This window comes from Pseudomonas sp. NIBRBAC000502773 (assembly GCF_006517195.1).
In the GTDB taxonomy this organism is placed as follows: Bacteria; Pseudomonadota; Gammaproteobacteria; order Pseudomonadales; family Pseudomonadaceae; genus Aquipseudomonas; species Aquipseudomonas marginalis.
Window position 1 is genome coordinate 3,632,455 of record NZ_CP041189.1, and the last position, 18,099, is coordinate 3,650,553.

12 protein-coding genes, 1 tRNA gene and 1 pseudogene are annotated in these 18,099 nt (G+C 59.9%); 3 read left to right on the forward strand and 11 right to left on the reverse strand.

All coding sequences use genetic code 11. The annotated features are described in order from the left end of the window. Window positions 1-69: 69 nt before the first annotated feature. Window positions 70-1,176, forward strand: coding sequence for an agmatine deiminase (gene aguA / locus NIBR502773_RS16820; protein ID WP_141156492.1), 1,107 nt, complete (start codon window positions 70-72; stop codon window positions 1,174-1,176). A gap of 234 nt (window positions 1,177-1,410) precedes the next feature. After that, complete coding sequence (locus tag NIBR502773_RS16825; protein ID WP_141156493.1) at window positions 1,411-1,626, forward strand: hypothetical protein; 216 nt, start codon at window positions 1,411-1,413, stop codon at window positions 1,624-1,626. A 71-nt stretch (window positions 1,627-1,697) separates the two neighbouring features. Here NIBR502773_RS16825 and NIBR502773_RS16830 read toward each other — a convergent pair whose 3' ends face one another. Continuing rightward, window positions 1,698-3,770, reverse strand: coding sequence for a TonB-dependent siderophore receptor (locus tag NIBR502773_RS16830; RefSeq protein WP_141156494.1), 2,073 nt, complete (start codon window positions 3,768-3,770; stop codon window positions 1,698-1,700). Between the two features lie 410 nt (window positions 3,771-4,180). Between NIBR502773_RS16830 and NIBR502773_RS16835 the strand changes: the two genes are divergently transcribed. Beyond that, complete coding sequence (locus tag NIBR502773_RS16835; RefSeq protein WP_065941128.1) at window positions 4,181-5,497, forward strand: OprD family porin; 1,317 nt, start codon at window positions 4,181-4,183, stop codon at window positions 5,495-5,497. Window positions 5,498-5,570: 73 nt separating this feature from the next. On the opposite strand, the gene NIBR502773_RS16840 is transcribed toward NIBR502773_RS16835, so the two are convergent. The 10 genes and pseudogenes from NIBR502773_RS16840 to NIBR502773_RS16885 form a co-directional block, all read right to left on the reverse strand. Next, window positions 5,571-7,700 carry a M48 family metallopeptidase gene (locus tag NIBR502773_RS16840; RefSeq protein WP_141156495.1) on the reverse strand — a complete coding sequence of 710 codons (2,130 nt, stop codon included), beginning with the start codon at window positions 7,698-7,700 and terminating at the stop codon, window positions 5,571-5,573. A gap of 204 nt (window positions 7,701-7,904) precedes the next feature. Continuing rightward, a pseudogene (locus NIBR502773_RS16845) lies at window positions 7,905-8,072 on the reverse strand (DUF3077 domain-containing protein); the annotation flags it as partial. Between the two features lie 55 nt (window positions 8,073-8,127). Continuing rightward, window positions 8,128-9,285: an AAA family ATPase gene (locus tag NIBR502773_RS16850; RefSeq protein ID WP_141156496.1), complete on the reverse strand. Its 1,158-nt coding sequence runs from the start codon at window positions 9,283-9,285 to the stop codon at window positions 8,128-8,130. Between the two features lie 366 nt (window positions 9,286-9,651). Continuing rightward, complete coding sequence (locus NIBR502773_RS16855; RefSeq protein WP_141156497.1) at window positions 9,652-12,075, reverse strand: TonB-dependent siderophore receptor; 2,424 nt, start codon at window positions 12,073-12,075, stop codon at window positions 9,652-9,654. Window positions 12,076-12,173: 98 nt separating this feature from the next. Then, the gene (locus tag NIBR502773_RS16860; RefSeq protein WP_141156498.1) at window positions 12,174-13,136 is read right to left on the reverse strand and encodes a FecR domain-containing protein; all 963 of its coding nucleotides are present in this window, start codon (window positions 13,134-13,136) and stop codon (window positions 12,174-12,176) included. Further along, window positions 13,133-13,639 (reverse strand): sigma-70 family RNA polymerase sigma factor, encoded by a 507-nt coding sequence (locus NIBR502773_RS16865; protein ID WP_141156499.1) that lies wholly within the window; start codon window positions 13,637-13,639, stop codon window positions 13,133-13,135. The genes NIBR502773_RS16860 and NIBR502773_RS16865 overlap by 4 nt, the downstream gene beginning before the upstream one ends. A gap of 286 nt (window positions 13,640-13,925) precedes the next feature. Next, the gene (locus NIBR502773_RS16870; protein ID WP_141156500.1) at window positions 13,926-14,213 is read right to left on the reverse strand and encodes a CopG family ribbon-helix-helix protein; all 288 of its coding nucleotides are present in this window, start codon (window positions 14,211-14,213) and stop codon (window positions 13,926-13,928) included. Between the two features lie 161 nt (window positions 14,214-14,374). Next, window positions 14,375-14,450, reverse strand: a tRNA-Thr gene (locus tag NIBR502773_RS16875). A gap of 121 nt (window positions 14,451-14,571) precedes the next feature. Next, the gene (locus NIBR502773_RS16880; protein WP_065941138.1) at window positions 14,572-15,948 is read right to left on the reverse strand and encodes an HlyD family type I secretion periplasmic adaptor subunit; all 1,377 of its coding nucleotides are present in this window, start codon (window positions 15,946-15,948) and stop codon (window positions 14,572-14,574) included. Next, window positions 15,938-18,091, reverse strand: coding sequence for a type I secretion system permease/ATPase (locus NIBR502773_RS16885; protein ID WP_141156501.1), 2,154 nt, complete (start codon window positions 18,089-18,091; stop codon window positions 15,938-15,940). Before NIBR502773_RS16885 ends, NIBR502773_RS16880 begins: the two co-directional genes overlap by 11 nt. Window positions 18,092-18,099: the final 8 nt, after the last annotated feature.

The following is an 18,099-nucleotide window of genomic DNA, read 5'->3' on the forward strand; positions in this document are numbered from 1 at the left end:
ATTCCCTTCTAAAGCCGATTTTTATCCATTATAAAGTCGGCCTCTACCCCATTCGGAGTCCTGATCGCCATGACCACCCTGCATAGCACCCCCCGCGCCGATGGCTTCCACATGCCCGCCGAATGGGCGCCACAGACCCAAACCTGGATGGTGTGGCCCGAGCGCCCGGACAACTGGCGCCTGGGCGGCAAGCCCGCGCAGGCCGCTCACGTGGCCGTGGCCAAGGCCATCGCACGGTTTGAGCCGGTGACCGTGGCGGTTTCTGCCGGCCAGTACGAAAACGCCCGCGCCCGCCTGGACCTGCCGAATATCCGTGTGGTGGAAATGTCCAGCGATGACGCCTGGGTGCGCGATACCGGCCCGACGTTCGTGATCAACGACCGTGGCGAAGTACGCGGCGTGAACTGGGATTTCAACGCCTGGGGCGGCTTTGACGGTGGCCTGTACTCGCCGTGGAACCGTGACTCGCAGGTGGGCGGCAAGATCCTCGAAATCGAGCGCGCGCCGCGTTACCGCACAGAGGGTTTCGTGCTGGAAGGCGGCTCGATCCACGTCGACGGCGAAGGCACCCTGATTACCACCGAGGAATGCCTGCTCAATCGCAACCGTAATCCGCACCTCGACCGTGCCGAAATCGAAGCGGTGCTCAGCGCCAACCTGGCTGTGGATAAGATCATCTGGCTGCCGGATGGCCTTTTCAACGACGAAACCGACGGCCATGTGGATAACTTCTGCTGCTACGTGCGCCCGGGCGAAGTATTGCTGGCCTGGACCGACGACCCGCAAGACCCGAACTACGCACGTTGCCACGCCGCCATGGCTGTCCTGCAAAGCAGCACCGACGCCCAGGGGCGCTCGTTCACAGTGCATAAAATGCCGATCCCGGGGCCGTTGTATGCCACTGAGGAAGAGTGCGCAGGGGTCGATCCGGTGGATGGCACACAGGAACGTAATCCGACCGTGCGGTTGGCGGGATCCTACGTCAACTTCCTGATCGTCAACGGCGGCATCATCGCGCCAAGTTTCGACGACCCGTTGGACGCTGAAGCCAAGGCTATCCTGCAGAACCTGTTCCCACAGCACGAAGTGGTGATGGTGCCGGGCCGTGAACTGTTACTGGGTGGCGGTAATATCCATTGCCTGACCCAACAACAGCCGGCCCCGCATAAAAACTGAGTGCAGTTGTAACAACGCCTTTCCGGCAACCGGGCGCCCCTCGGTTTCGGCCTCTACAGCAAGCCCACGGCCCATCACGGTCGCGGGCTTTTTTGCGTCTGCCCACCTATAAACACGCGACATTGGCATAGCTCTTGTATCGGTGTTGCTCCAGTGGCCCAGGGTGATGACCGCACAGTTCTGTCATAAACCTTGAGTAAGTTAGCCGCTCACGCAGCAGGAGAGAGCGCCGAAATGAATGCCAATATCAACCCGATGTACACGCGCACCTTCCACCCTTCGCGGGTTGACGGTGACGCGATCCATGCGCTGGGGCTCTGGTTGAAGGAAAACGGCTCGCGACAAGTCAGGCAGCAGCCGGATTTGCGCAGTGTGATGAGTGAACGCTACCCGGTGGGGTTGTTCAGCGAGGATGAAATGCACGCGTTGTGCGAGTTGATGAGTAACTAACGAAATAGCCTTGGCTTCATCGCAGCTGCCTCGCTTGCGCTCGGCAGCTGCGATAAGAAGGGGGTTTACGTTTAGAAGCTATAAGTGCCCGTCACCACCAGGTTACGCGGCTCGCCCGGCTGAATCTGCGCCACACTGGTCGCCGATTCGTAGTAGGTCTTGTCGGCGATGTTGTTCAGCGCCGCGCGCACATCCCATTCTTTCTGCCGGAACCCGACCAACGCATCCCAACTGCCATAACCCGGCAGCACCACAGTGTTGAGGCTGTCGGCATAACGGTCGCCGACCAGGGTCAAACCGGTTTCCGCGTACCAACCCATCTCCGGTTTCCAGGTGACAAACAGGCTTGCATTGCGCTTGGCCACGTCGCTGACGCGCTTGCCTTCAAAGCCGTTGTTGTCCTTCTCGACCTTGGCATCCTGCAGGCCGACACCACCGCGTACAGACCAGTTGCCGACGATCTTGCCGGTGGCCGTCAGCTCCACGCCGCGGGAGCGCTGCAGGCCGCTGAGCAGGGTAATGGTGCGGTCCAGCGGGTCGCTGGTGCGGCGGTTGTAGAGTTCCAATTCGTACACCGCCAGGGTGGTGCTCAGGCGGTCGTCGAGCCAGTCGCTTTTCACGCCGATCTCTTTTTGCTTGGTCAGCTCGGGGCTCAGGTCGTTGACGCTGCCGGCGGCGTTCGGGGTGATGCCGATCAGGCCGCCACCGGCCGGTGAGAAGGTCTTGCTCCACGAGGCATAGAACGAGTGGTGTTCCAGGGGCGTCCACACCAGGCCAAAGCGCGGGCTGGTGCTGTGGCTTTTGACGTCTTGTCGGGTATTGAGCAGTTTGTTTTTGGTGTCCACTTCGAAACGGTCGTAACGCAGGCCGGCCAGCACTTGCCACTGGTCGTTCAGGCGCAGTTGGTCTTGCACATACAGGGCGCGGCTTTCGACTTCGGTGTGGTTGTTACTCGATACGTTCATGCGCCCGGTGTGGCTCAGGTGACGGTTGGGCTGGTTGAGGTCCAGGGCTGGCACGGCCGAGGCGGGGGCGCTGTACAGCTTTGGATCGCGGCGCTGGCTGCCCAGCTCCACGCCGGTGAGCAGGCGGTGTTCGAGGCCGAAGGTGCTGAAGCCTCCTTCCAGCTCGACGTTGTTGAAGACGTTGAGGGTGGTCAGGTCTTGCTGCCAGCGTTGGCGCGTCACCCGATTGGTCGCGGCGCTATAGCCGGTCTGGTACGTGTTGTCGAAATCGCTGTCGAGCTTGAACACGCCTAGGGTCTGGCGCAGTTGCCAGTTGTCGTTGAGTTCGTAGGCCAGCTTGGAGCGCAGGGACTGGGTCTTGTCGTCGATGTAATCGCGGCTGTCGCCGTAGGTGGTGCTGCGACTGACGTCGGCGGGGCGGCCGTTGACGCCGGGGATGCCGCGATCCGGCGTGCGGTTGTAGCGGCTGTATTCGTATTGCACCAGCCAGTTCAGATCCGGTGTGAGCTGCCAGCTCATGGACGGCGCGAACAGTTGGCGATTGCCGCTGACGTCGTCGCGGAAGCTGTTGTTGTCCTGATTGCCCATGTTCAGGCGCAGGCTGATGTTGTCGGTGGGATCGGTGCTCAGGTCGGCATACACACTGCGCAAATCGTTGCTGCCGCCCTGGGCCTCGATGCTCGACTTGCGCCCGGCCGTTGGCAGTTTGCTCACGCGGTTGACGATCCCGCCCTGGCCGCCTCGCCCGTAAAGCACGGCTGCCGGGCCTTTGAGCACTTCGATGCGCTCGATGTTGTGCAGGTCGCGTACGTACTGGCTGTCGTCACGAATGCCATCGAGGTAGAAGTCGTTGCTCGCGTCGAAGCCACGGATACGCAAACTGTCGAAGCGCGTGTCGGCGCCGCTGCTGACGTTGGGGATGCCGCTCAAGGCCTGGCCCAGGTCGTTGGTGCCGTAGGAACGCAGGCTTTCGGTCTTCACTGAGTCGATGGCCTGGGGCACATACCGTACCGGTGTGGCGGTGCGGGTCGCGGTGCTGGTTTCCTTGACGCGCGGGTCGTCTTCGTCAGCTTCGGCGCTGATTGAGGTTTCGGGCAAGGTGGTGGCGGCACAGGCAAAACCGGCAGACAGCAGAACAGAAAGCCCAAGGGTCATGGGCGTCAGGCGAAGGGCAGGCATGGTGGAATGCATCCAAAGGGTTTGGCAGGAAAAAGCGCGCTAATGGTAATGCTTTGCATTTGCGTGCGTTATCCATTACCAAACGTATCGGCTTTGAAATATGTTACGAGATGTGTTTCCTGGGTCGTTGAAGACGGAATTTGGTCGTTTTCAGAAAGGCCGTAGGCCTTTGCTTAGAATTATTTCGCCTAAATACAGACGATTCACGAAATTGACACATAGTTCAACGCGCGACTAGGATTGCGCCCAACGCCTGTGGCTAACCGCCATGACTCATCCAATAAGAAAAGGCCCGCGGCATGTTCAGTCGTCCGCGGGCCTTCTTTTTTCGGAAAAAGTCGACACCAGAAAAGCGACATGGAGCCTGGTGTCATCGCGCGTACTCAACCCGTAATAAGGAATACAAAAAAATGTTGAAGCAACGGATGAGTCTGATCGCTCTGGGGATTTTGAGCGCATCGACAGCAATGGCAAACGACCAGGAGCAATCCAAGGGTTTCGTTGAAGACAGCCACCTGAACATCGCAGCCCGTAACGCCTACATCAGCCGCGACTACAAAAACGGCAAGCAAGACAAAGCCGAATGGGGCCAAGGCTTCATCGGCAAGTTCGAGTCCGGCTTCACCCAAGGCACCGTCGGTGTGGGTGTGGACGTGATCGGCCAATATGCTATCCGTCTGGACGGTGGCCAAGGTCGCGCCGGTGCGGGGGGTATCGACTTCTTCAAACAGGGTAATGGCACCACCAACCCTGATGGCTCGGCAAACCCTGGCTCGGCACCACACGACCTCGCCAAAGGCGGCGCAGCGGTCAAGTTCCGCGTCTCCAACACGGTGCTCAAGTACGGTGATCAGTTCCCTAACGTTCCGGTCCTGGCCTACGACAACTCCCGTCTGCTGTCCGAAACGTTCACGGGTACGTCGATCGTCTCCAAAGAGATCGCCGGCCTGCAACTCGACGCCGGTCACTTCACCAAGGAAGCGCGCAAGAGCGCCGAAGGCACTGACAGCGGCCGTCTGAAAAGCATCGACTACGTCGGTGGCAGCTACAAATTTACCGAAAGCCTGTCGGCTGCGCTGTACGCCTCCGACATGCAAGACGTGCTGAAGAAGCAATACGTCAACGTCAACTACGTGCTGGCCCTGCCAGAGAAACAGTCGCTGACCTTTGACTTCAATGGCTACAAGACCAAGCTGGACAAGAGCTTCGCCCTGGAAAACCAAGGCAGCGAAGACGCTCGCGACAACAAGATCTGGAGCCTGGGTGCCACATGGGCTGTCGGCCCGCACAGCTTCACCGTCGCTCACCAGCGCAGCACGGGTGACACCGGCTACCTGTACGGCGGCTACCGTAACGCTGGCGGTATCGGCGACGGTGGCAACACCATCCTGCTGGCCAACTCCTACTGGTCCGACTTCAACGGCAAGGACGAGCGCTCCTGGCAAGCTGGCTACGGCCTGGACTTCAGCACCTTCGGCGTGCCTGGCCTGACCTACAACGTGGCCTACGTGCGCGGCACCAACATTGACGACGGTTCCAACCGTGGCAATGGCACCGAGCGCGAGATCTTCAACCAGTTCAAATACGTCGTCCAAAGCGGCCCGGCCAAAGACCTGAGCCTGCGTGCTCGTGCGTCCTGGTTGCGCGTTTCCAGCAATGCCGACAAGTACAACGTAGGCGGTAACGAAATCCGTCTGTTCGCCGACTACCCGATCAACGTTTTCTAAGTGATCGCATGTCGCGCCTGATTCCAGGCGATAAAAAACCCCGACTGGTTCGGGGTTTTTTTATGGGCGGGCATCAGTCCTCACGGCTCTGCAAAATCTTGCGCGCCAACGCTGCATTCTTGTAGTCGAGCATCAAGGACAACCCCTCATAGGGTTCGATCTTTTTATTGTCGATACACAGCTGTGCCATCAGCAGCAGTACCTGGCGTTTCTTCTTGTTGACCCGCACGCCGGGTACGCCGAACGCGGTCTTGCGCATTGCCGGTAACGGCGCCTCGGGCGTCAGTTGAACGGTTACCCAGATGCCCTGGACAAACTGCAACGTGATCTCCTCGATATGTTCGATGGGCAGCGGATGCGCCAGGTTATTGAACACAAAATGCTCCGGCGTCAGGCGCAACGCGGTCTGCGGCGCACGCTTGAATCGACGGATGCCCAGCCACAGCAGGCCCAGCCCGATAAGGCCCAGACACGCGCCCGCGCCGACTGCGGACAGCGGCGTGCCTTTCAAACGCTCCGGGGCGAGCCAGACTCGACTCAGGATAAACAGGGCCGCCAGCACAAAGGGCAGGCCCGACACCGCCATCAGTACCCCGCGCCACTGGCCGCCTTCATGCAGGCTGCGCTCACCCTCGGCCGAAGCAGCCAGGGTTTCCAGCAGTTGGGTGTGCGCGCTGTTCTCCGACACGGCCACGTCCATCACGTCGCGAGACAGCTGCTCGCGCAATGCCTGGGGGGCGCTGAAATAGGCATCCATCTGCGCATTCGCTATGTCGCGATCCACCACGCGGGTGGCGCCGCGCAGGGTATCGTCCAGTGGCACGTGCAGCGCCTGCAGGCGTTCGCCATTGGAGGGGTGGGAGTCGGTGGGATGGGGTTGATGAATCTCCAGGGCTTCGGCTGATGGTTGCAATTCACACTCACGCAAGTTCGCGAACACGGCGTCGGGCAGATCGGTAGCCGCGCCTGCTTCACACAACGCCAACAAGGCATCCTCAACGTGCGGCTGCAACACCGACACCCGCAACAACGCCGAAGCCGCCGCCGCACGGCCCGCCAACTGCGCGCCGGCAGCGTCCGCCAGCAATTCACGCTCACGGCTCCAGTGGTTCACCGCGTCATCAAAGCGCTGCATGAAAAACACACCGAACATGAACGACGGCCGCATCAGCCGTCCCTGGATAAAATCGCTGGCCAGCATCGTGTTCAACAGCGCCTCCAGGCTGCGATTGACCCCATCGTAGATCGGCAAAAAGCGCAGGCTGTATTCCGTGTCCTGCCCCGCAAAATGCGCCAACTCATGGCCGATCACCGCGCCGATTTCCTCGCGGCTCAGCAGGCCCAGATACAGCAGCGGCACATGCAAGGTGCGCCCCTGCAGCGAAGTGTTCGCCGGTTGCACAGTGGCCGCGCTGGACGTCACGTAAAAGCCCTGGGCCAGGCTCACCACGATGTGGTCCGGTGGCAGCGCGCCGAGCCGACCCGCCAACGCGTCCACATGGCGCCACAACCCTGAAGCCTGCGCGGGCGTCACCACCTGGCCGAACATCTCCAGCGGCTCGGGCTTGAACATCCCCAGCATAGGGCGCAGCTGTCTGAGCAACTGCCAGATCGAATACACACAGAACGCCGCGATCACCCCCAGCACCGCCATCAGCTTGACTTCGCCACTGCCCAGCCGGCCGATATGCCACATCCCCAAGCCTTCGAAACTCAACGTCAACGCGACGGCCGCCGCCACCGCCACCACATGGCCCACCAGCACGTAGGGCAACAGGCGGCTGCCCAGAGAGAACACCTGCAATAACCTCTCCCGTGATTGCCGTGCCCGCCGCCCGGCCCAGTACGTACCTGCCAACGCAGCCGCACCAATCAACGCCGCCAACAGACCCAAGCCCATCACCCACGGCGCCAGGACCCGCATCGCACCGTTCACGCGGTGGGCGATGGGCAGTTCGGCTTCGATTTTTTCCAGGCGCGAGAGGGCCGTTTGCACGCTGATTCTTTCATCGACCAGGTCGACCGTCGCCGTCGGCTCCTTCGCCGCCAGCGCCTGGAGTTGCTGTTTAGCGATAGTCACCGTGACGTGGTAATCGGCCACCGTAGTGGTGGTTTCGTCAGCACGCTGACGCTCCCAGCCACCGAGGGTGGCCAGCAACAGCGGGAAAACGATGAGGAGGCAGATCAGTTTGAGGGCGTTCATGGGAGTCCGTTCACGACGCAGGGATGTTCAGGTTTATACCGAAAAAAACGCCCCTGGGTATCTACACCACTCTCAAATGCGGGCACACCACTCTGTGGTGAGCGGGCTTGCCCCGCGCCGGGCTGCGCAGCAGCCCCAATAAAGACACTGAGATTTTTCTGTTAAAACTAAGCGCCTGGTTTTGGGGCCGCTTCACAGCCCTACTTACAGCCCGGTATTCCCAGGCGACTCCAACACCTTCACCACATCATCAATCACCGCCTTGCTCATCTCCTGCAAGTAATGCGACGCCCAGGCATGACGGTCCGTCTCCTTCGTCATCGCTGCATCTTCGGTGAGCAGCTTGGCAACGTGGGGCAAGTCGGAAACGTGAGCTGACCTACAAAGTCCAAGCATGTGACTAAGGTGGAAAATTTATTGCTTGTCCCTACCGCCCCTCAATCAACGCCCGCTCCTCCAGCCAAATCTCCTGAACAAACTGATCCGTAATCGCATAAATCCCATGCCCTCGCCGCATGATGATGTTCTCCGCCACCAGCGCAATCACCACGGGTTGAATCTCTTCAACCCGCACTTCGCGACCTACCGTCTTTGAGTATTCCGCTGCTGCATCGGTAGAGAAAATCCCCCGAGCGTTGCCTTCCGTAGCTGCGATCTTGTTGAAAATCGCCTGAGCCAGGCTGCCCAACTGTTCGACTTTTTCAAGCTCAATACTTGCCGCCGCTGAGCGTAAGGTGCTGGCAATCACGGGGAGGAAAAGATCAGGATCACCGCCCTGTTGCAGTAGCTGACGCAATGCCTTGAGCATTTCCTCAGGTCGATTGCCCAGGGTATTGAAGGCTTCGACAGCGGCTTCAAGTGAGGGGAGCTTTTCCTTCTTCACCGTCATTGCCAGTCGGTGGAGCAGGAATTCAACGTAGTCACCCTTTAGCAGTGGATACGCGGCCGATGTCGCGCCGGAAAACGCTTGGTTGCGTTTGGCGGTCAGCTCGCTTACCTGGGCTCTGTGGGAGCCTGTGCCGATAAAGAGGAAGTAGCCCGGCGTATTCGGGCGCGGGTTGATTGCATCACGAGCAGCCTTGAGGGCCAGGAGCAGTTGGTTGCCATCGTCGGAGGAAATGGCATGTTGCACCTCGTCGATGATCAGCACGAGATCGGTCTTCGCTTGGTCGACGACCTCTGCGAGTGCTTGCGCCAATGTGGGGCCGTCGGCGTTGCCGATGCTGTCGAGTTTGAAACCGAACTTGAATCCTGCTGCGCCTAGATCGACATTGCTGACTCGCTTGAGCGTTTCCAGGATTGAAGAGCCCGGCGTTTGCAGTTCTTTCAGGGTCTTGTGGATGGCGTTGTGCACGAGCGTTGCCGGGTGGGCCAGCGTATCGCTCCATAGGTCGACGTAAATCACCAGGGCGCCTGCTGCTTCCAGGGCGGGGATAAGGTCGTTGCGCAGGAAGGTCGTTTTACCTGTACGGCGCAGGCCAGACAGAAAAAGACCTGAGCGTAGACCTTCATCTAATACGCCTGGATTGAGAAGCTGGTTTGCCATCGATTCAGCCAGTTCAGGGCGCTGAAATATGCTGCTCATGCAATTATCCCTTTTTATGGATACGCCATAATTATTGCCAATACATAATTTAGCATAAAGGATGAAATCCGGAGCTTTGGCGCGAAAAGAGGTGATTCAACGGGAGGGGAGGTGAGGCGTGGAGGGGATGATCGAGGATGAATATATGGTAAACCTCCTGAATTCGAACGTTGTCGATCATCCCTTCCGTAGAGAATAGGCAGGAATCCGCCAAAAGCTGCCGTGGCAGCAGGCAGCAGGCAGCAGGCTGCCGAAAGCAGTCCGCTGTCAACGCCCTCTATCGGCCGACGCTGTTGAAATATCGAGTACGAACGCGGTTTTGTCTGGCAATTGCGCTACGTGCCGATCCGGTCGCCAAGGTGGTGCTTACCAGTTGTAACTCACCGACCCGGTCACATTTCGGCGATACCCGTATTTGCAGCTGTCGCCGGTGTAACCACACTGGGAGACATAGGTTTCGTCGGTCAGGTTGGACGCATTGAGCGCCAGCTTCGCCCCTGCATAGGATGAAGACAGCTTGCCCAGGTCGTAGCTCAGGCTGGCGTCAAACAGCGTGTAATGGGGGATGCCTTCGCTGTTTTGCGAATCGATATAGCTCTTGCCGACATAGCGTACTCCTCCCCCTATCGCCAAGCCCGATAGCGCGCCGCCCTGAACGGTGTATTGCGACCAGAGCGAGGCCAGTTGTTCAGGGGTATTGCCAGGTTGATTGCCTTTCTCATCGGCCGTATTGCTGCGGGTAATTTCAAGGTGTGAATAGCTGTAGTTGGCCATCAACTCCAGCGCATCGGACACCTGCGCCTTGCTTTCCAGTTCGATCCCGCGCGACTGGATTTCTCCGGTCGCCACCGAGAAACGATTGTTGGCAGGATCGGCAGTCAGTACGTTTTGCCGCGTCAGGTCGAACAGCGAGACGGTCACGTAGCTGTCACTGCCCTTGGGCTGGAATTTGATCCCGACTTCGTACTGGCGGCCGGTTTCGGGTTCGAACGCACTGCCGTCACGCGCCACCGCCGTGATGTTAGGGAAAAACGACTCCGAATAGCTCGCGTAGGGCGCCAGGCCGTTGTCCGCCAGGTACATCACACCGGTCCGCCACGTGAAGGCGTGATCGCGCTGCTTGAGGTCTGCCGCCGTATCGGTGGCGTAATGGACCGTTTTCGAGCGTGCCCAGTCTTGGCGACCGCCCAGGTTGAAGACCCAATGTTCGTCGAACTTGAGCTGTTCCGAGAGATACACACCCGCCTGGTCTAGCTGACGACGCTGGTTGATGTCGTAAAAAGCGTCCAGGTCGCTGTAATCCTGGTGATAGACCGGCGCATACACATCCAGCGGATCAACCACGTTGCCACCCCCCAACTGGTTGGTACTGGCGTGTTGCAAATCGATACCGACCAGCGTTGTATGTTCGAAACGGCCGGCGTTCCACTGGGCCTGGAAGTGGTTATCGAGAAGGGCATTCTTCACCTTTTCGTGGCCCAGATAACCGAAGCGGCCCACGGTGCGCTGGTCGTCGTCCAGGCCGTACTGGTAAATCGTGCGCTGTTCCTGGTAGGAACGGCTGTAACGGGCGTTCTGGCGGAATGTCCAGATATCATTGAGGTGATGTTCAAACTGATACCCCAGTGACCACTGTTCTACATCGTACTTGTCGAAGTCAGGGTCGCCGACAAAACGGTCCGTAGCGATCCGTCCGTAACGCGAGCTATCGAGGGTGCCGACCCGTGGCAACGCGTAGTAGCCCAGCACATTGCGGTCTTTTTGAAAGGACGCCAGCACCGTCAGCGAGGTGTCGTCCGAGGGGCGCCAACTGATTGCCGGGGCGATGAATTGACGGTCATCACGGGCGTAGTCGATTTGCGTACCGCTGTCTCGCCACAGCCCGGTGAGGCGATAAGTCAAGACGCCGTCCTCGCTAAGCGGCCCGCCGAAGTCCGCAGCCAATTGCTTGCGATCAAAACTGCCTGCCTGCGCCACCAGTTCATGCAGCGGCTCATCGGTGGGACGCTTGCTGATCACGTTGACCATGCCGCCCGGTGAGCTTTGACCGTAGAGCACTGACGATGGCCCGCGCAGTACCTCCACGCGCTCCAGTCCATAGACTTCACCCACAGCACGGCTCTGGTTGGCAAAGCTGTACTGGCGCAGGCCATCGCGATAGATACCACCGCCAGTCGTCGCGTCAAAGCCACGAATACTAATCGTGTCGCGCCGGGTATCGACACCGTTGGCTTCACCATTGACCCCGGCGGTGTAGCGCAGCACCTGCCCGATGCTTTGTGGCTGCTGGGCATCGATCTGCTTACGGGTGACCACGCTGATCGATTGCGGCGTTTCCATGATCGACGTATCGGTCTTGTTGGCACTCATGGTCCGGCTGGCGACCAGGCCATCGTTGCGGCCCAACGAGGTGTCGTATGCGGTGCCACTGATCGCAGTCGGCGCTAACTCCAACACGTCGCCGTTGCTCGGTACCAGCAGCAGGCTACCGTCGTCCTGGCGCTCATAGGTCAACCCCGAGCCGAGCAAGAGCTGCGTCAGGCCGGCCTCAGTACTGAAATCGCCTTGCAGCCCCTGGGTTTTCTTGCCGGCCGTCAGCGTTGAGCTGCCCGCCATGGTAATCCCCGCCTGTGCGCCGAAACGTGACAGCGCGGAATCCAGGGGGCCAGCGTCGATGCTGTAATGCTGCGAACTACCCGCGGCAAAGACTGGAAGGCTGCAAAGCGGTTGCACGCTGAGCAACAACAGCCCAAGCGTACGGGCACGCAGGGCGCGGGAAGGTGAAGTCATACTGGGCTCCTAAGGGGTCAAGACCCACCTCTGGCGGGTGGGTGATCCCTATAGGCCAAGCGAGTACGAAAAAACTATCGTGCAGCGGAAAAAATATTTCAGGCGGGCACGATCGAGACCCAATACCGCGTCATGCGCTCGATTCGCACCGGCAGCGTGCGCGCTACCAGGGTCAAGGCTGCATCGGTGTCATCCAGCGAAAAACTGCCTGTGAGGCGTAACCCTGAGACCTGCTCATGACAACGTAAAACACCGGGGCGATAACGTGAGAGTTCCGCCACCAAGGCATCCAGGCGCAGGCGATCCGCCGGCAGAATCCCGCGCAGCCAGGCCTGGGCGACCAGCAGGTCGGGGCGGCTCGGTACGCCGATACCCAGGCGGTCCACCCGTGCCTGCCATCCGGCCTCAAGTGAAGAGGACGTTGGCTGGCCGCGTGAGTGGACCTGTACCTGGCCGCCCATGACGGTGACCTGCGTGCCCTGCCGGTCATGGCGCACTTGCAACTGCGCATCGCGGCTCTGCAGGATCGCGTCCGGCGTGATCAACTGCAGCGGGCGCGATTCTGTTCGCACATTCAAGGCCAGCTCGCCCTCTATCATCTGGATGCGCCGCACCTGGTCATTAAAATCCAGGTTCACCGCACTGGCCGTGTTCAGCCATAGCGAGCTGCCATCCACCAGGGTCCAATGGCGACGCTCGCCGGTTCCTGTGCGGTGGTTCGCCAGCGCGGCGCGCACTGGCGTGGAACCCGCGCCTTGCCAGGCAACTGTGCCAACAGCACCTAGGACCAACAGACGCTTGAGTAACTGCCGACGTTTCTGCATGTCCGGCCCAGCCGACGCCAGTGCCCTGCGCGCGGTGGCGTCGCGCAAAAGATTCGCTCCGGGCTGCTGCAACAGCGGCAAGCTGGCGACACGTTGCCAGGCCTGCTCATGCTCATCGCTCGCCTCGCGCCAACACTGCAATGCTTCCAGATCAGGCGCACTCATAAGCCCGGACTGCGTCCTGACAAGCCAATCAATGGCGATATCGCGCACCTGCGGATTAATCTCGGCCCTCATTCGAAACGGCTCGCATAGCAAACGCTGAATGCCTTGCCCATGGCCCGTTGCACTTGAGCCACAGTCAAACCCAACTGCGCAGCGATCTGCGGGTACGTCAGGCCGTCGAGCTGGGACATGAAGAAAATCTGCCGTATGCGCTCAGAAAGCCCAATCAGCAGCGAGTCGAGTTGCAACAAGGTTTCGATCACCAGATACCGGTCCTCGGGTGACGATTCCTCCCCTTCGGGCCGAGCAGCCAACGCTTCAAGATAAGCCCGCTCGATCTCCTGGCGGCGCCAGCGATTGACCAGCAGTCCATTGGCAATCGCCGCGAGAAACGCCATGGGCTGGCGCAACTCGCGCACCTGCTGAGGGGCGCGCAGCACACGGATGAACGTGTCGTGGGCCAGATCCTCGGCATCGGCACTGTGCCCCAACCGCCGGTTCAGCCAGCCCTGCAGCCAGCCGTGATGATTCTCGTACAACTGTTCGACGGACGATGTTGGGCTGGCATCCTGCATGTGAGGCTCGCACTGCGTGAATGATAATGCTTCTCATCGTATTGATCGGGCGCATGGTTGTACAGTGTTTACACCTGTTTGATGGGGTGGAATTCTTCGTCCATATTCCTGACGGCCTTTGAATTACCCTGGCCGGGTTTGTTTTCTTGCAGTTGCCGATATTCATTCAAACGCCAAACAGCACAAAGCCCAGAGTTATGGGGCTTTGTGCTGTGGTGATGAGTCTGGACCACTGACTTGCAATCAGTTGGTCAATTACCTGGGCGCTTCGCGGTCACCTGACAAGCTATAGGTCGTTCGATACGCATACGTGGTCATAATCAGCTCCCGGCAATCGGGTACTGGAGACGCTTTCCCTGCATGAGGGAAACGCTCCAGCATTAGCATCTGCAATGCCTTCCTGCACGGATTTGAAATGCCAGGATTCATCAGCCAAGTAGCGACTCAAAGCGCGCTGCAGGTGGTATTGACGATCTCGGTCGGTCGCCTGCGCCAGTTGATCCAACTCGCTGGCAAGTTCGAGCTTTACTTGGAAAGACAGAACGGGAGGCTGCCATAACGCTGCTCCATACATTTTTGTATACGCTGTGTACACGGCATGCAGACGCTATGCTTCGGCTGGTAGTCGGCCAATAGCGGTTTGTCGGTTTGGGGAAGGATTACAGGCGAGCGACTGGGTTGTATTAACCCAGAAACAACAAAGCCCTCACATTTCTGTGAGGGCTTTGTTTTGTATGGTGCCGGCACCAGGAGTCGAACCCGGGACCTACTGATTACAAGTCAGTTGCTCTACCAACTGAGCTATACCGGCGTGTTAGGGCGACGATTATAGCGACTGCTAAGGTTCTGTAAACCCCTGAAATCTGACTATTTTTGCGAAAACCCAAGTTTTCGCACATCTCCCCTCATTTCTCCGTGCCGCCAGCAAAAAATCAACGCTCGTGCATCGCCTCTGCGCGGGATTTGATGATCGGCTTGAGCAGGTAGCTCAGGATGCTTTTCTTGCCCGTGATGATGTCCACGGAGGCAACCATGCCCGGGATGATCAGCAACGGTTTCTCATCGGTGCCCAGGTGGCTGCGGTCGGTGCGCAACTTGATGACGTAGAAGGTGTTTTTCTTCTCTTCGTCCATCACGGTGTCGGCACCGATTGTCTCGAGTTTGCCTTTGAGGCCACCGTAGATGGTGTAGTCGTAGGCGGTGAATTTGATCATGGCTTCCTGGCCGGGGTGCAGGAAGGCGATGTCTTGTGGGCGGATCTTCGCTTCCACCAGCAGGGTGTCGTCCAGTGGCACCACTTCGGCCATGTCGCTGCCGGGCTGGATCACGCCGCCGACGGTGTTGACCAGCATCTGCTTGACGATGCCGCGCACGGGCGAGGTGACCATGGTGCGGCTGACGCGGTCTTCCAGGCCTTTGGAGGTGGCCTGGGCCTTGCTCAGGTTGGTGCGGGCTTCGTTCAATTGAGCCAGGGCTTCGCTGCGAAACTTGCCGCGGGTCTCGTCGATTTTGCGCTGCACTTCGTTGATGGCGGCCTGGGCGCGGGGGATGGCCAGGGTTGTGCCGTCGAGCATGCCGCGGGTTTCGACCTCGGAGCGTTTGAGGCGCAGCACTTCTACCGGCGAGATCGCGCCTTGCTGTACCAGTGGTTCGGACATGCCGATTTCCTGGCGCAGCAGGTTCAGGCTATTGCGGTATTGGTCCTGCTTGGAGCTGAACTCACGTAGCTCCTGCTGGCGTTGCAGCAACTGCTGTTGCAGCCCGCCAATTTCGTCTGCCAACTGCTGGCGGCGGCTGAGGTACAGCGACTCTTCGTTCGAGGCCTGGTTGGGCACGGCTTTACGTGCGGCATCGGTGATGTTCAGCGGTCGATTGTCGACCTCGGCGCTGAGGCGTTCCACACGCAGTTCCATGGCCACCCGGTCGGCTTCGGTTTCGCCGACGTTGGAGGCAAATCGGGTGTCATCCAAGCGGATCAACGGCGCGCCAGCTTCGACGATCTGCCCTTCATGCACGTAGATCTGCGCGACGATGCCGCCTTCCAGGTTCTGGATCTTCTGGATGCGCGACGAGGGGATCGCCTTGCCTTCGCCCTTGGTCACTTCGTCGATGATCGCGAAGTGGGCCCAGAGCAGCAGGAACACGAAGAAGCCGATCACGCCCCAGATGGTCAGGCGCACGATGCGGGGTGCGTCGTCGATCAGGGCCTTTTCGACCTCGGGCAGTGGCTGGTCATCGAGGGAGTCGCGGCCCTTGAAATAGCGGAAGATGACGTCCTTCAAACGGCCTGCGCCGGACTTAAGCAACACTGATCTGCCCCTTTTTCAGCGCTTCCATAACGGCCGCCTTTGGACCGTCTGCGAGTATCTGGCCACGGTCGATCACCAACAGGCGGTCGACCAGGCTCAACAGCGAAGCGCGGTGGGTGACGAGAATCACCGTCTTGTTTTCGATAACCGACTGCAGGCGCTGTTTCAAGCGCTCTTCACCGGTGTTGTCCATGGCGCTGGTGGGTTCGTCCAGCAGCAGAATCGGCGGGTTCAGCAGCAGCGCACGCGCCAGGGCGACGTTCTGGCGCTGGCCGCCGGAGAGGTTTTGCCCGCGCTCGCCCACTTGCAGTTCGTAACCTTGCGGGTGCAGCCTGGCGAATTCATGCACGCCGGCGAGTTCTGCGGCTTGCAGCACCATCTCATCGTCCACGTAGCGCGCCCCTGAGACCAGGTTGTCACGCAAGGTGCCGGCCAGCAGTTGGATGTCCTGGGCAACGTAGCCGATGTTGTGGCGCAATTCGCTGACGTCGATCTGGCGGATGTCCACGCCATCCACCAGCAACGAGCCGGAGTCCGGCTGGTACAGGCCGACCAGCAGCTTGGCCAGTGAGCTTTTGCCCGAGCCGCTGCGGCCGATGATGCCGATTTTCTCGCCGGGACGAACATTCAGGTTGATGCCGCGCAGGGCCAGGGTTTGCTGGTTCGGGTAGGTGAAGTCGACCTCGCGAAACGTCATCGCACCTTGCAGCGATTTGCGGCTGAGCGGGCGCTCGTCGAAGTTGCGTTCCTGGGGGAGCTCCATCATCTGGTCCACCGAGACCATCGTCACCTTGGCTTGCTGGTAGCGGGTGAGCAGGCCCGACAGCTGGGCCAACGGGCCAAGCGCGCGGCCGCTGAGCATGTAGCACGCCACCAGGCCGCCCATGCTGAGGGTGCCGTCGATGATCTGGTACACACCGAAGATGATCATCGCCACGCCCGCCACTTGCTGGATCAGCAACGTGATGTTCATCGCCAGGCCGGACAAGACCTTGACCCGCAGTTCCAGGCGGCTGAGGGTGCCAATGGTCTGTTCCCACTGGTATTGACGTTCGCTTTCGGCGTTGTTGACCTTTACCGCATCCAGCCCGGCGAGGGTTTCGATCAGGCTCGACTGCCGTTCGGCACCCAGGGCCATGGTGCGCTCGAGTGTCGCGGTCAGGGGTTTTTGCAGGAAATGGCCGATACCCAGGGCCAGCGGGAAGGCGACGATGGGAATCCACACCAGGTGGCCGCCCAGCAGCGCGATCACCGCGAGGATGATCAGGGTAAAAGGCAAATCGATCAGGCTGGTGAGGGTCAGGGAGGTGAGGAAGTCGCGCATCCCCTGAAACTCGTGGATGTTGGAGGCGTAGCTGCCGACGCGCGCCGGGCGCATTTTCATCGACATGCCCACGATGCGCTCGAACAGCGTCGCGGAAATGATCAGGTCGGTTTTCTTGCCCGCAAGGTCCAGGCACAGGCTACGCATGCTCTTGAGCAGCAAGTCGAACAGGTAGGCGCCGCAAATACCGATAGCCAGCACCCACAGGGTGGCGGTGGCCTGGTTCGGCACCACGCGGTCGTACACGTTCATCACAAACAAGGGGGCGGCCAGGGCGATCAGGTTGATCACCAGGCTCGCGGCGATGGCGTCGGCGTACAGCCAGCGCGAGCGTTTGAGGGTGTCTTTGAACCACGAGTGCGCGCGCGGGATCAGCGTGCCGCTGGTGATGTCGAATTTATGTTGCGGTTGGGCGAAGAAAACCCGGCCGCTGTAGTCCTGACTCAACACCTCACGGCTGACCTGGACTTCGCCGCCGTCACTTTCGCTGAGCAACAGGCGGGCGGTATCACCGTCCCATCCCAACAGCACCGCACTGCGTCCTTCCTTTAACAGCAGCAAGGCTGGCAGTGCGATAGATGGGATCTTTTCCAGCGTGCGCTGCAGCAACCGCCCCTGCAAACCCGCCCGAGCTGCTGCGCGCGGCAGCAAGTCTGGGCTCAGGCGCTGCCCTGCCAAGGGCAGGCCGGTGGTCAGCATGGCCCGGCTGGCGGGCTTGTAATGCAGTGAGCAGAGAGCCAACAACCCATCCAGCAACGGGTCGTCATGCTGAGTGCGCGGGTCATGGTTGAGTTGCGCCAAACCTATTTCAGAATCCAAGCTGACTC

What these genes read in the sequence shown, in the direction of transcription:
- NIBR502773_RS16850 (WP_141156496.1), bottom strand. Translation starts at nt 9,285, where the DNA reads ATGAGCAGCATATTTCAGCGCCCTGAACTGGCTGAATCGATGGCAAAC.
- NIBR502773_RS16870 (WP_141156500.1), bottom strand. Translation starts at nt 14,213, where the DNA reads ATGTATGGAGCAGCGTTATGGCAGCCTCCCGTTCTGTCTTTCCAAGTA.
- NIBR502773_RS16860 (WP_141156498.1), bottom strand. Translation starts at nt 13,136, where the DNA reads ATGAGGGCCGAGATTAATCCGCAGGTGCGCGATATCGCCATTGATTGG.
- NIBR502773_RS16825 (WP_141156493.1), top strand. Translation starts at nt 1,411, where the DNA reads ATGAATGCCAATATCAACCCGATGTACACGCGCACCTTCCACCCTTCG.
- NIBR502773_RS16865 (WP_141156499.1), bottom strand. Translation starts at nt 13,639, where the DNA reads ATGCAGGATGCCAGCCCAACATCGTCCGTCGAACAGTTGTACGAGAAT.
- NIBR502773_RS16855 (WP_141156497.1), bottom strand. Translation starts at nt 12,075, where the DNA reads ATGACTTCACCTTCCCGCGCCCTGCGTGCCCGTACGCTTGGGCTGTTG.
- aguA (WP_141156492.1), top strand. Translation starts at nt 70, where the DNA reads ATGACCACCCTGCATAGCACCCCCCGCGCCGATGGCTTCCACATGCCC.
- NIBR502773_RS16835 (WP_065941128.1), top strand. Translation starts at nt 4,181, where the DNA reads ATGTTGAAGCAACGGATGAGTCTGATCGCTCTGGGGATTTTGAGCGCA.
- NIBR502773_RS16830 (WP_141156494.1), bottom strand. Translation starts at nt 3,770, where the DNA reads ATGCCTGCCCTTCGCCTGACGCCCATGACCCTTGGGCTTTCTGTTCTG.
- NIBR502773_RS16840 (WP_141156495.1), bottom strand. Translation starts at nt 7,700, where the DNA reads ATGAACGCCCTCAAACTGATCTGCCTCCTCATCGTTTTCCCGCTGTTG.